The organism is Delftia tsuruhatensis NBRC 16741 (assembly GCF_001571325.1).
Lineage (GTDB): Bacteria > Pseudomonadota > Gammaproteobacteria > Burkholderiales > Burkholderiaceae_C > Comamonas > Comamonas tsuruhatensis.
On record NZ_BCTO01000026.1, the window covers coordinates 112,236 to 124,401 of the forward strand.

At 65.4% G+C, this 12,166-nt stretch carries 12 protein-coding genes; 7 read left to right on the forward strand and 5 right to left on the reverse strand.

The features are described 5' to 3' along the window. Positions 1-102: 102 nt before the first annotated feature. The 6 genes from DTS01S_RS14230 (at position 103) to DTS01S_RS14255 (ending at position 7,701) form a co-directional block, all read left to right on the forward strand. Positions 103-2,676, forward strand: a complete 2,574-nt coding sequence (locus DTS01S_RS14230; RefSeq protein ID WP_061287927.1) for a PAS domain-containing sensor histidine kinase — start codon at positions 103-105, stop codon at positions 2,674-2,676. After that, positions 2,673-3,323: a response regulator transcription factor gene (locus DTS01S_RS14235; protein WP_012205807.1), complete on the forward strand. Its 651-nt coding sequence runs from the start codon at positions 2,673-2,675 to the stop codon at positions 3,321-3,323. The genes DTS01S_RS14230 and DTS01S_RS14235 overlap by 4 nt, the downstream gene beginning before the upstream one ends. An 89-nt stretch (positions 3,324-3,412) precedes the next feature. Beyond that, positions 3,413-4,267, forward strand: coding sequence for a bifunctional methylenetetrahydrofolate dehydrogenase/methenyltetrahydrofolate cyclohydrolase FolD (folD, locus tag DTS01S_RS14240; protein ID WP_012205808.1), 855 nt, complete (start codon positions 3,413-3,415; stop codon positions 4,265-4,267). Positions 4,268-4,342: 75 nt separating this feature from the next. Further along, positions 4,343-6,391, forward strand: a complete 2,049-nt coding sequence (locus DTS01S_RS14245; RefSeq protein WP_017405846.1) for a M3 family metallopeptidase — start codon at positions 4,343-4,345, stop codon at positions 6,389-6,391. Positions 6,392-6,597: 206 nt separating this feature from the next. Next, on the forward strand, positions 6,598-7,287 hold the full coding sequence (locus DTS01S_RS14250; protein WP_017405845.1) for a glutaredoxin family protein: 690 nt from the start codon (positions 6,598-6,600) through the stop codon (positions 7,285-7,287). 39 nt (positions 7,288-7,326) lie between these two features. After that, positions 7,327-7,701, forward strand: a complete 375-nt coding sequence (locus DTS01S_RS14255; protein ID WP_223275203.1) for a hypothetical protein — start codon at positions 7,327-7,329, stop codon at positions 7,699-7,701. A gap of 30 nt (positions 7,702-7,731) precedes the next feature. Here the strand turns inward: DTS01S_RS14255 and rpiA are convergent, their stop codons facing one another. After that, complete coding sequence (rpiA, locus tag DTS01S_RS14260) at positions 7,732-8,424, reverse strand: ribose-5-phosphate isomerase RpiA (RefSeq protein ID WP_026062503.1); 693 nt, start codon at positions 8,422-8,424, stop codon at positions 7,732-7,734. Between the two features lie 34 nt (positions 8,425-8,458). Here rpiA and DTS01S_RS14265 point away from each other — a divergent pair, with 34 nt between their 5' ends. Then, entirely contained in the window at positions 8,459-9,505 is a 1,047-nt protein-coding gene (locus tag DTS01S_RS14265; RefSeq protein ID WP_026062502.1) for a quinone-dependent dihydroorotate dehydrogenase, read from the forward strand. Between the two features lie 85 nt (positions 9,506-9,590). Here the strand turns inward: DTS01S_RS14265 and DTS01S_RS14270 are convergent, their stop codons facing one another. The 4 genes from DTS01S_RS14270 to DTS01S_RS14285 all read right to left on the reverse strand — a co-directional run bounded on the left by DTS01S_RS14270 (position 9,591) and on the right by DTS01S_RS14285 (position 12,006). Continuing rightward, positions 9,591-9,962 (reverse strand): hypothetical protein, encoded by a 372-nt coding sequence (locus tag DTS01S_RS14270; protein ID WP_017405841.1) that lies wholly within the window; start codon positions 9,960-9,962, stop codon positions 9,591-9,593. A 2-nt stretch (positions 9,963-9,964) separates the two neighbouring features. Beyond that, positions 9,965-10,384, reverse strand: coding sequence for a phage holin family protein (locus tag DTS01S_RS14275; protein ID WP_016447116.1), 420 nt, complete (start codon positions 10,382-10,384; stop codon positions 9,965-9,967). Between the two features lie 8 nt (positions 10,385-10,392). Then, on the reverse strand, positions 10,393-10,704 hold the full coding sequence (locus DTS01S_RS14280) for a DUF883 domain-containing protein (RefSeq protein ID WP_016447117.1): 312 nt from the start codon (positions 10,702-10,704) through the stop codon (positions 10,393-10,395). Positions 10,705-10,905: 201 nt separating this feature from the next. After that, the gene (locus DTS01S_RS14285; RefSeq protein ID WP_061287928.1) at positions 10,906-12,006 is read right to left on the reverse strand and encodes an NAD(P)/FAD-dependent oxidoreductase; all 1,101 of its coding nucleotides are present in this window, start codon (positions 12,004-12,006) and stop codon (positions 10,906-10,908) included. Between the last annotated feature and the right edge of the window lie 160 nt (positions 12,007-12,166).

Here is a 12,166-nt window from a genome sequence, read left to right on the forward strand (position 1 = left end):
AAACGCACATACAGTGAAGACCCCAAAGAACGTCGCCGAAGCGCCTGCGTGGCGACTCCAATACTCCTTAAAAACAGTCAGACTCTCCCCTACACTGGGCGCATGCAATCCTCCCCTTCCGAGCACGGCACGCACAGCCCTGCCCCCATGGCGGGCGTGGCCGCGCCAGTGCGCTGGTGGCGCAGCTGGTGGCGCAGTTTTTCCCCCACGCGCCAGGACCGCTTTGCGGCACTCGCCCCGCTGGCCGCCGTACTGATGTTCATGGCCGCCATCGTCGCGTCGTTCTGGTATCTGCGCATGGAGGAGATCGACCGCGAGAAGGAAGCGTTGCACCGCGACGTGGAATATGCCCAGCAGCGCGTGCGCCTGCGCCTGCTGGAGCGCCAGGAGCAACTGATGCGCATGGCGCGCGACATCAGCAACCACGATCTGGCCGAGTCCGATTTCGCCAGCCGCGCCGAAGCGCTCATCAGCCAGTATCCCGAACTGCAGTCCATCACCTGGATCGACTCCCAACGCCGCATTCTGGCCAGCCAGTCCGCCCCCACCGTGAGCAGCGACCAGTTGCGCATCCCCCGCGAGGTACTGCGCGCCGGTGACGCCCTGGAGGCCTACCAGCTCGCGCGCGAGATGCAGCAGCCCATCTATGTGCAAGGCCTGGCCCACAAGGGCGAGGCCGCGCCGCTGCTGCAGCTGCATGTGCCGCTGGCGCAGGACGGCCGCTACATCGGCGAGCTGCTGGGCGAGTATTCCGTGGACAGCCTGCTGCGCTACGGCACGCCCACCGAAATCATGGCCCGCTATGCCATGACCATGCTCGACAGCCGGGGCCAGGTTCTGGCCGGCACACCGCTGACGCCGCGCAAGCAAAATGCCACAGACCTGCTGCGCTGGCGCACGGTGGCCAATGAGGACGAGGCTCCGGTCGCCCCCGTGGGCAACAGTCTGGTGCTGCGCGCACAGGCCTACCGCACCTCGCTGGGCGTGGTGGGCAGCGGCCTGTTCTGGCTGGTGGGCACGCTCAGCGCGATGACGGCATGGCTGCTGCTGGCCACCTGGCGCCACACGCGACGCCGCCAGCGCGCGCAGGAAGCCCTGGTTGCCGAAACCAATTTCCGCCGCGCCATGGAGAACTCGGTGCTCACCGGCATGCGCGCGCTGGACCTGCAAGGCCGCATCACCTACGTGAACGCCGCCTTCTGCCAGATGACGGGATGGAGCGAATCCGAACTCGTCGGCCAGATGCCGCCCTATTCCTACTGGCCCGACAACGACTATGACAACCTGCACTCCAAGCTGCGCGAGGAGCTGTCGGGCAAGACCATCGTCGGGGGCTTTCAGGTGCGCGTGCAGCGCAAGAACGGCACGCAGTTCGACGCGCGCCTGTATGTCTCGCCGCTGATCGACGCCCACGGCCAGCACACGGGCTGGATGTCGTCCATGACCGACATCACCGAGCCCAACCGCATCCGCGAGCAGTTGTCGGCCTCCTACGAGCGCTTCACCATCGTGCTGGAGGCGCTGGACGCCTCGGTGTCCGTCGCCCCGCTTGGCAGCGCCGAGCTGCTGTTCGCCAACAAGCTGTACCGGCAATGGTTCGGCTCGCAGACCGATGGCCATCTGCAGCTCGTCGCCCAGGCCGGCGTGCTGCCCGTGCGCTCTCAGCCGCAGGGCATGGACGATGAGGATGGCCTGATGGGCCTGCCCACCGACTCGCTGACCAGCGCACGCAGCGAGAACGCCGAGATCTATCTGCCCGAACTGGGCAAGTGGCTGGAAGTGCGCTCGCGCTACCTGAGCTGGGTGGACGGACGCCTGGCGCAAATGGTGATCGCCACCGACATCACGCCGCGCCGCCTGGCCGAGGAGCAGGCCGATCGCCAGGCCGAGCACGCCCAGTCCGTCAGCCGCCTGATCACCATGGGCGAGATGGCCTCCAGCGTGGCCCACGAACTCAACCAGCCGCTGACCGCCATCAGCAACTACTGCAGCGGCATGCTCACGCGCCTCGAAAAAGGCACGCTGACCGAGGAGCAAATGAAGTTCGCGCTGGAGAAGACCGCCCACCAGGCACAACGCGCGGGCCAGATCATTTTGCGCATACGCTCCTTCGTCAAGCGCAGCGAACCCAACCGCACCCTGGCCCAGGTCACCGACATGGTCAGCGAGGCGGTGGAGCTGGCCGGCATCGAGCTGCGCCGCCGCAACGTACAGCTGACCTACCACGTGGCCGAGCGCATGCCGGCCATCATGGCCGACACCATCCTCATCGAGCAGGTGCTGGTCAACCTCATGAAGAACGGCGCCGAATCCATCGAGCAATCGGGCCGACCCAGCCACCAGCGCAACGTGGAACTGCGCGTGGTGCCGCGCACCATCGAGGACCAGCGCGTCATCGAATTCAACGTGCAGGACACCGGCAAGGGCTTGCCGCCCGAGGTGCTGGAGCGCCTCTTCGAGGCCTTCTTCACCACCAAGAGCGAAGGCATGGGCATGGGCCTGAATCTGTGCCGCAGCATTGTCGAGTCCCACCAGGGCCGTATGCGTGCCGAGAACCTCTACAATGGTTCCGAGGTTGTCGGCTGCCGATTTTCATTCTGGCTGCCGCTGGCCCCGCCGGGCGACGCGACAACGCCGGCAGCGACCATTGAACCCACAACAAGGACGATTGCATGAGCTTGATCCCCAAAAAAGGCACTGTGTACGTAGTTGATGACGACGAAGCGGTTCGTGATTCGCTGCAATGGTTGTTGGAGGGCAAGGACTATCGTGTGCGCTGCTTCGACTCGGCCGAGACCTTCCTCTCGCGCTACGACCCACGCGAAATCGCCTGCCTCATCGTCGACATCCGCATGGGCGGCATGACCGGCCTGGAACTGCAGGACCGCCTGATCGAACGCAAGTCTCCCCTGCCCATCGTCTTCATCACCGGCCACGGCGACGTGCCCATGGCGGTGAACACCATGAAGAAGGGCGCACTGGACTTCATCCAGAAGCCGTTCAACGAGGAAGAACTGCTGAACCTGGTCGAGCGCATGCTGGACCATGCCCGCGAAGCCTTTGCCGGCCACCAGCAGGCCGCCAGCCGCGACGCCCTGCTGGCCAAGCTGACCAGCCGCGAAGCCCAGGTGCTCGAGCGCATCGTCGCCGGCCGCCTGAACAAGCAGATCGCCGACGACCTGGGCATCAGCATCAAGACCGTGGAGGCGCACCGCGCCAACATCATGGAAAAGCTCAACGCCAACACCGTGGCCGACCTGCTCAAGATCGCCCTGGGCCAGGGCCAGACCGCTGCGGCGGCCAAGGCGGCCGTCGCAGGATAAGCACCGACGCCATCCCCTGCTTTTTTCAAAGGGCTGCTAGCGCTTGACCAACAAGCCCTAGCAGCATTTTTATTTTGGTATCCACTGCAATGACAGCCCAACTCATCGACGGCAACGCCCTCTCCCGCCAACTGCGTGCCGAAGTCGCACAGCGCGCCACTGCCCTGAAGGCCCGAGGGACCACGCCCGGCCTGGCCGTGGTCCTGGTCGGCGACAACCCTGCCTCCCAGGTCTATGTGCGCAACAAGGTCAAGGCCTGCGAGGACGCGGGCTTTCATTCGGTGCTGGAGAAGTACGATGCCTCGATGACCGAGGCCGAACTGCTGGCCCGCGTCGAGGCGCTGAACAACGACCCCAGCATCCACGGCATCCTGGTCCAGCTGCCGCTGCCCGCACACATCGACGACCACAAGGTCATCGAGACCATCTCGCCGCTCAAGGATGTGGATGGCTTTCACGTGGCCAGCGCCGGCGCGCTGATGGTGGGCGAAGTCGGCTTCAAGGCCTGCACGCCCTATGGCTGCATGAAGATGCTCGAATCCATCGGCATGAAGGACCTGCGCGGCAAGCACGCCGTGGTCATCGGCCGCTCCAACATCGTCGGCAAGCCCATGGCCATGATGCTGCTGGCCGCCAATGCCACCGTCACCATCTGCCACAGCGGCACGGCGGACCTGGCCGCCATGACGCGCCAGGCCGACATCGTGGTCGCCGCCGTGGGCAAGCGCAATGTGCTGACCGCAGACATGTGCAAGCCTGGCGCCGTGGTCATCGACGTGGGCATGAACCGCAACGACGAAGGCAAGCTCTGCGGCGACGTGGACTTTGACGGCGTCAAGGAAGTGGCCGGCTTCATCACCCCCGTGCCGGGCGGCGTCGGCCCCATGACGATTACCATGCTGCTGGTCAACACCATGGAGGCGGCCGAGCGCGCCGCCGGCTGACCAGGAGCTGACAAGCATCGGGCGGCTCCCCGGGGAGCCGCTTGATTTCAATGCACCCGACGGCATCTGACACGCATGAGCAATCCCCTCCTCGAATCCTCCGACCTGCCCCTGTTCGATCGCATCCGCCCCGCCGACGTCGGCCCGGCCATCGACCATCTTCTGACCGGGGCCTGCGAGGCCCTGGAGACCGTCACGGCACCTGACTTCCCCGCGCGCTGGGATTCGATCTCCGCCGTGCTCGATGTCGCCACCGAGAAGCTGGGAACCGCCTGGGGCGCCGTCAGCCACCTCAACAGCGTGGCCGACACACCCGAGCTGCGCGCTGCCTACAACGAATCCCTGCCCAAGGTCACCGAGTTCTGGACGCGCCTGGGCGCCGACGAGCGGCTGTACGCCAAGTACAAGGCCATCGACCCTGCCACGCTCAACGTGGAGCAGCGCGCCGCATGGGACCATGCCATGCGCAATTTCGTGCTGTCTGGCGCGGAGCTGCAGGGTGAAGCCAAGCTGCGCTTTGCCAAGATTCAGGAACGCTCGGCCGAACTCACGCAGAAGTTCAGCGAGAACGCGCTGGATGCCACCGATGCCTTTGCCTACTACGCCACGGCCGATGAGTTGGACGGTGTGCCCCAGGACGTGTGCCAGGCCGCCCGTGCCGCCGCCGAAGCCGAAGGCAAGCAAGGCTTCAAGCTCACGCTGAAGATGCCCTGCTACCTGCCCGTGATGCAGTTCGCCACCAGCAGCGCGCTGCGCGAGAAGCTCTACCGCGCCTATGTGACACGCGCCTCCGACCAGGCAGAGGGCGATGCCCGCCGCTTCGACAACACGGCCAACATTTCCGAAATACTTGCCCTGCGCAAGGAAGAGGCGCAGCTGCTGGGCTACCGCAACTTCGGCGAGATCTCGCTGGTTCCCAAGATGGCGCATTCGCCGCAGCAGGTGATCGACTTCCTGCGTGACCTCGCGCACCGCGCCCGCCCCTATGCCGAAAAGGATGTCGCCGACCTGCGCAGCTTTGCACGCAAGGAACTTGGCCTGGCCGATCCCCAGCCCTGGGACTGGGCCTATATCTCGGAAAAGCTCAAGGAAGCGCGCTATGCCTTCAGCGAGCAAGAGGTCAAGCAATATTTCCCCGCCCCCAAGGTGCTGGCCGGCCTGTTCAAGATCGTGGAGACGCTGTTCGACGTGGCCATCCGCCGCGACGTGGCGCCGGTGTGGCACCCCGCTGTCGAGTTCTATCGCATCGAGCGCAGCACGCCGCAAGGCCCCCAACTGGTCGGCCAGTTCTACCTGGACCAGCCCGCACGTTCGGGCAAGCGCGGCGGCGCCTGGATGGACGATGTACGCACCCGCTGGCTGCGCCCCGACAGCCACAAGCTGCAGACGCCGGTCGCGCACCTGGTCTGCAACTTTGCCACCGGCGTTGACGGCAAGCCGGCCCTGCTCACGCACGATGACGTGATCACGCTGTTCCATGAGACAGGCCATGGCCTGCACCACATGCTGACCCAGGTCAACGAGCGCGATGTCTCGGGCATCGCGGGCGTGGAATGGGACGCGGTGGAACTGCCGAGCCAGTTCATGGAAAACTTCTGCTGGGAGTGGGAAGTGCTCAAGCACATGACCGCCCACGTGGACACGGGCGAGCCACTGCCGCGCGCACTGTACGACAAGATGATCGCGGCCAAGAACTTCCAGTCTGGCATGCAGACGCTGCGCCAGATCGAGTTCTCGCTGTTCGACATGCTGCTGCACACCGAGCACGATCCGAAGGCCGACATCATGCCGCTGCTGGCCCAGGTTCGCGCCGAAGTGGCCGTGCTGCCCTCGCCCGCCTACAGCCGCTCGGCCCATACCTTCAGCCACATCTTTGCAGGCGGCTACGCAGCGGGCTACTACAGCTACAAGTGGGCCGAAGTCCTCTCGGCGGATGCCTATGCGGCCTTCGAGGAAACCATGCTGGCCGATGGAACCCCCAACCCCGAGACAGGCCGCCGCTACCGCGAGGCCATTCTTGAAGCCGGCGGATCCCGCCCGGCGATGGAGTCGTTCAAGGCCTTCCGTGGCCGCGAACCCCAGCTGGACGCGCTATTGCGCCACCAGGGCATGGCCGAGGCCTGAGCCTGGCAACCAAGTCTGCAGCGCCCCGATGGGGCGCTTTTTCCTGGCCCGGCAACTCCACCGGACGCGCAGCCACATCCTGCGACTCCAGAAGATGGCCCAGGATGAATGGCACGCTATGCTTGCAGGCACTCCTGTGCGGGCATCCATCCGGCGAGTGGTCGCCGCCCCGGCACGAAACCCTTCTTCCGAAACCGAGATCGTCCATGCAGTCTTCTCCCAGCCTTGGCCACGGCGCCCTGCGCCACCTGATGCCATGCCTCGCCCTCGCCTGCCTTGCCGCCGCGCTGCCAGCCGCCGCACAGCAGGTCTACCGTATCGTCGGGCCGGATGGAAAAGTCACCTTCTCGGACCGCCCCGCCCCAAGCGCACAGCAGCAGGCAGCGCCCGCCGCCCAGGCAGTGGCGGGCGCCCCGGACAGCAACGCAGGCCTGCCCTATGCGCTGCGCCAGATTGCGAGCCGCTTTCCAGTGACGCTGTACTCCTCGTCCGATTGCACGCCCTGCGATAGCGCTCGTCAGTTGCTGCAGTCCCGGGGCATCCCCTATGCCGAGCGCCTGGTGCAGACCGAGGCGGACGCGGCAGCCCTGAACAAGCTCAGCGGGCAGACCGGACTGCCGTTTGCCACCATCGGCAAGCAGTTTCTGACCGGCTTCTCCTCCAGCGAATGGACGCAGTACCTGGATGCCGCAGGCTACCCCGCAAGCTCCCAGCTGCCAGCCCAGTACAAGCGGCCACCCGCGCAGCCCCTGACCACACCCAAGCCTGCCGCACCGGCCGCATCAGCGCCCGCCGCAGCACCCACCGCCGAGGAGCAGGCAAACAGGCGCGCCCCCATACCCGCCCCCGCGCCAGGTGCACGCACCAGCGACAACCCCGCAGGCCTGAGCTTCTAGGCAGACACTGCCGCCGTCAGGAGCCCGGCCGTGGATTCCATGCTGTCCGACGTGGCCTGGACCTTGGCCAGGCTGGGCATTCTTGTGGGCCTGCCTGCGCTCATCGGGTGGGTACTGGTGGCAAGGCCTTCGTGGCGAGAGCCGTTGCGGCTAACCTGCCTGGTGCTGGTGCCCTGCCTGATCACGCTGTGGTTCATGCATGACGGAGGCCTGGGCAACGGTCTCAACCGCCTGGCCTACTACATGACGACGGCTGGCTTCTTTGCCATCTACGCCGGGCTGGCGGCCGTCACCTGGCTCATTCAGCGCATCAAAAAACAGCGCACGCAAGCTTCATTGCGCGCGCTGTGTCTCGGTGGCATGGCCCTGCTCGTCTGGACCGCAGGCGCTGCGGTGTTCGAGAGCATCGGCTAGCAGCCGAGAGGCCAGGACCGGGTTCCTGCCTCAATAGTCGAGCGTCTGCACGCCTTCAGGCGTGCCCAGCAGGCAGACCGATGCCTTCTGGTGCGCAAAAACGCCCACGGTGACCACGCCGGGCCACTGGTTGACCTCGGACTCAAAGGCCAGCGGCTCAGCAATCTTCAGGCCGCGCACATCAAGAATGTGCTGGCCGTTGTCCGTCACCAAAGGAGCGCCGTCCTTCATGCGGATCTCGGCCCGGCCACCCCTGGCCTCGAAACGCCGGGCAATCTGGGCAGCAGCCATGGGAATCACCTCCACCGGCAGCGGAAAGTCTCCCAGCACCTCGACGCGCTTGGAGGCATCGGCGATGCAGACAAAGCGCTCGGCCAGCGCCGCAACGATTTTCTCGCGCGTCAGTGCCGCGCCCCCGCCCTTGACCATGTAGCCCCGGCCGTCGATCTCGTCGGCGCCATCGATGTATACCGACAGGCGGTCCACCTCGTTGGCATCCAGCACCTTGATGCCCAGCGCCTTCAGGCGCTCGGTGCTGGCCACGGAGCTGGACACGGCCCCAGGGATCTGGTCCTTGATGGTGGCCAGCGCATCGATGAACTTGTTGACCGTCGAGCCCGTGCCGACGCCGACGATTTCGCCGGGCACTACGTAGGCAAGAGCGGCTTGCCCGACCAGGGCTTTGAGTTCATCTTGGGAAAAAGAGGCAGCAGATGTCGTCATGAGGGAAAATCCAGGTAATCCTTCGATTATCCCCATGTCTTTGATCCCCTACGCCCTGACCCGTCCCTTTCTCTTCGGCATGGACCCCGAATCCGCCCACGATCTCACGATGAACCTGATGGCAAAGGGGCAGAACACGCTCCTGCAGCAGGCCTGGGCCCAACCCATGGTGAGTGATCCCGTCGAGCTTGCCGGGCTCAGGTTCCCCAATCGCGTCGGCATGGCTGCAGGCCTGGACAAGAACGCACGCTGTATCGATGCGCTGGCCGCCATGGGCTTCGGCTTCGTCGAGGTAGGCACCGTGACTCCGCGCGCGCAGCCCGGCAACCCCAAGCCGCGCATGTTCCGCATCCCCGAACGCAATGCACTGATCAACCGACTGGGCTTCAACAACGAAGGCCTCGATGCCTTCCTGAGCAACGTCAAGCGCTCACAGGCCCGCGCCATGGGCAAGCCCATGCTGCTGGGGCTGAACATCGGCAAGAACGCCAGCACGCCCATCGAAGAAGCCACCAGCGACTACCTCAAGGCGCTCGATGGCGTCTACCCGCATGCCGACTACGTGACGGTGAACATCAGCTCGCCCAACACCAAGAATCTGCGTGCCCTGCAAAGCGACGAAGCGCTGGATGCCTTGCTGGGAGCGATTGCCGAGCGGCGCGAGCGACTGGCCACGCAGCACGGCAAGCGGGCGCCGGTGTTCGTGAAGATCGCACCCGACCTGGATGAGGAGCAGGTCGGCGTCATCGCCACCACGCTGCAGCGCCACGGCATGGACGGCGTGATCGCCACCAACACCACGATCAGCCGGGATGCCGTCAAGGGCCTGCTCCACGCCGAAGAAACGGGCGGCCTTTCCGGCGCGCCGGTGCTGGAGGCCAGCAACCAGGTCATCCGCCAACTGCGCTCTGCGCTGGGAAGCCGCTACCCCATCATCGGCGTGGGAGGCATTCTCAGCGGCGAAGATGCGGTCAGCAAGATCCGGGCGGGCGCCGATGTGGTCCAGATCTACAGCGGCCTGATCTATCGGGGCCCCTGCCTGGTACCAGAGGCCGCACGGGCCATCGCGCAACTGCGTTGACTGCCGCGTTATCCGCGTGCTGACCAAAGAAAACGCCCGGCATGCCGGGCGTTTTTTTGTGCAAGAAGCCTTGCAAGGCCTTATCTCAGCCCCTGCGCTGCTGAAGGCGTGCCAGCAAAGGCATGAGTGTGGTGCCGATGCGGATCAGTTTGCGCGGCCCCATGACCAAGGCAGCGGCAGCCGCCACGCCCACGGCCACGGGGTGCAGACGCGCAAACGTTGCGACGCGCTCGATCAGCGGTGCATCCGGGCGCACGTGTGTGGCGGCACGGCTCAGCGCCCGGGCCTGGGCCACGGCCGCCGAGCGCGCCCTGAGGCGCTCGCGCTGCTGGGCAATGCGCTGCATCACCTGCTGCTGCTCCACGGTGGAAGTGGGCCACAGCGCCGCATTGGGGCCCGTGGGCCTGGGCGACGCAACCTCGTCGCGGGACTGGGAAGCATTGGAAGCATTGACCATGGTTACAGCCTCTTCTTCAGCGCCTGCCAGTCCTGGCTCAGCTCGTTGCGGGTGAGGATGAAAGGGCGTGCCAGGCGTCGTACGGCCGCAAGCAACTGCCACAAGGCAATTGCAAGGATAGCCAGCCAGCCGCCAAACAGCAGCCAGGCCACCATCACGCGGTGCTCGGTGTCCCAGAACTGCACCAGCACCGCCACGGACAGCATGAGCATGACCACGACGCTGAGTCCGGCCAGCGCAATGAGCAGCACGACCACGGTCTGCATGCTGCGCTTGTGCTGAACCCATTCAAGCCGAGCCAGGTCGGTACGGTCCTCGGCGGCAATGGCCAGCTCGATCACGGCAGCACGCCAGCGCGCCACCCAGGCATCCAAACCCAGAAGGGAAATCCAGTTCACAGGCATCCTTTTCTGGTCAGGCATGCCGTTGATCAGCGACGGCCCAGCATGAAGCCCAGCAAGGCGCCCACAGCCAGGGCCGCGCCAGCCACACGCCACGGCTCGTCGTGGGCATAGCGATCCGCCGCATAGGCGGCATCCTTAGCTTGGCGGGCCGCTTCCTGCGCGGCGCGCACAGCCGAGTCACGCACATTGGACATGCCGTCATCGATGCGCTGGCGCAGCATGTGGATTTCCGGCACGGCATCCAGCTCCTTGGCAGACAGCAGGCCACGCAGGTCGCTGACCAGTTTTTCAAGATCGGCTTGCGCGGTGGAGACGGTTTCAGTGATCGACTTCGTCATGATGAGCCTTTCTATTGAGGTGAAAACAAATACAGCGGGGAGCAGGCAATCATGTCGCCCGATACCTGTCACGCAACATGGGCAGGCCCTTGTTACATGCAAGCATCTTATCCAATTGTTCCCTGGCTTCCGGGAAGCGAGGGGGCCTGAGCCTTGTCAGACAAGGCCTGCCGTGGCCGTGTGTCGTGGACCGGCAGACCATCAGGCCAGCAACTTCGCCACATGTGCGCCGATGGCCAGGCAGCTGGTCAGCCCCGGCGATTCGATGCCCAGCAACTGCACCACGCCCGCAACGCCATGGACCTGCGGTCCCTGGATCGTGAAGTCTGCCGCCGCCTCGCCAGGACCGCTGATCTTGGGACGGATGCCAGCGTAGCCGGGCACCAGCGCGCCATCGGCCAGGGCCGGCCAGTACCGGCGGATCTCTGCATAGAAGGCGTCGGCGCGCGCTGGATCGACCTGCAGATCGCTTGCGCTTTCCACCCACTGCACATCGGGGCCGAACTTGGCCTGTCCACCCATGTCCAGGGTGAGATGCACGCCCAGACCTGCAGCCTCGGGCACGGGATAGATGAGGCGCGAGAACGGCGCGCGCCCCGACAGCGTGAAATAGTTGCCCTTGGCATAGAAGGCGCGTGGAACCAACTGCTGCGGAAAGCCTTGCAGGCGCGCCGCCAGCAACGGGGCATTCAGGCCTGCCGCATTGACCAGGCTACGCGCCTGCAGTTGCGTGCCGTCGGCGGTGCGCAGCCACACGCCGCCAGACGTGGCGGCGGCCTCCTGCACCTCGGCATGGCAGACCACCATGCCGCCTGCGTTTTCGAGATCGCCCCGCAGAGCCAGCATCAGGCCGTGGCTGTCGATGATGCCGGTGCTGGGCGAATGCAGTGCCGCCACACACTGCAGCGCAGGCTCCAAGGCCCGTGCCTCGGGGCCATCCAGCCAGCGCAGGTCATTGACGCCATTGGCCTCGGCCTTGCGCGCAATGGCCTGGAGCTGGCCGCGCTGCGCCTCATCCGTTGCCACGATGAGCTTGCCGCAACGCTGGTGGGCAACGCCGCGTTCCTCGCAATAGGCATAGAGACGCTGGCGGCCTTCGACGCAAAACCGGGCCTTCAGCGAACCCTGGGGATAGTAGATGCCGGCATGGATGACCTCGCTGTTGCGCGAACTGGTGCCCGTACCAATGGCTTCAGCTGCCTCCAGCACCATGACTTCCCTGCCCTGCAACGCCAGCGCCCTGGCCACGGCCAGCCCCACGACGCCCGCCCCCACCACCACGCAATCGACCTGCTCGCTCATCCTGCCTGCCCTTTCGTCGTTCAGCCACTGATTATCAGACCGCGCCAGATACGAATACGCCGCAGATCACCGGGCTGCACTGGAATATCCAGGACCTGGAACAAATGGGAGCAACCAAAACGGAAAAGCCCTCCTGAACAAGTTTCAGGAGGGCTTGAAT

Excerpts from the sequence above, each read along its gene's own strand:
- DTS01S_RS14255 (WP_223275203.1), top strand. The coding sequence starts at position 7,327 with ATGCTGTCCGACGTGGCCTGGACCTTGGCCAGGCTGGGCATTCTTGTG.
- DTS01S_RS14245 (WP_017405846.1), top strand. The coding sequence starts at position 4,343 with ATGAGCAATCCCCTCCTCGAATCCTCCGACCTGCCCCTGTTCGATCGC.
- folD (WP_012205808.1), top strand. The coding sequence starts at position 3,413 with ATGACAGCCCAACTCATCGACGGCAACGCCCTCTCCCGCCAACTGCGT.
- DTS01S_RS14250 (WP_017405845.1), top strand. The coding sequence starts at position 6,598 with ATGCAGTCTTCTCCCAGCCTTGGCCACGGCGCCCTGCGCCACCTGATG.
- rpiA (WP_026062503.1), bottom strand. The coding sequence starts at position 8,424 with ATGACGACATCTGCTGCCTCTTTTTCCCAAGATGAACTCAAAGCCCTG.
- DTS01S_RS14265 (WP_026062502.1), top strand. The coding sequence starts at position 8,459 with ATGTCTTTGATCCCCTACGCCCTGACCCGTCCCTTTCTCTTCGGCATG.
- DTS01S_RS14275 (WP_016447116.1), bottom strand. The coding sequence starts at position 10,384 with ATGCCTGACCAGAAAAGGATGCCTGTGAACTGGATTTCCCTTCTGGGT.
- DTS01S_RS14230 (WP_061287927.1), top strand. The coding sequence starts at position 103 with ATGCAATCCTCCCCTTCCGAGCACGGCACGCACAGCCCTGCCCCCATG.
- DTS01S_RS14280 (WP_016447117.1), bottom strand. The coding sequence starts at position 10,704 with ATGACGAAGTCGATCACTGAAACCGTCTCCACCGCGCAAGCCGATCTT.
- DTS01S_RS14285 (WP_061287928.1), bottom strand. The coding sequence starts at position 12,006 with ATGAGCGAGCAGGTCGATTGCGTGGTGGTGGGGGCGGGCGTCGTGGGG.
- DTS01S_RS14270 (WP_017405841.1), bottom strand. The coding sequence starts at position 9,962 with ATGGTCAATGCTTCCAATGCTTCCCAGTCCCGCGACGAGGTTGCGTCG.
- DTS01S_RS14235 (WP_012205807.1), top strand. The coding sequence starts at position 2,673 with ATGAGCTTGATCCCCAAAAAAGGCACTGTGTACGTAGTTGATGACGAC.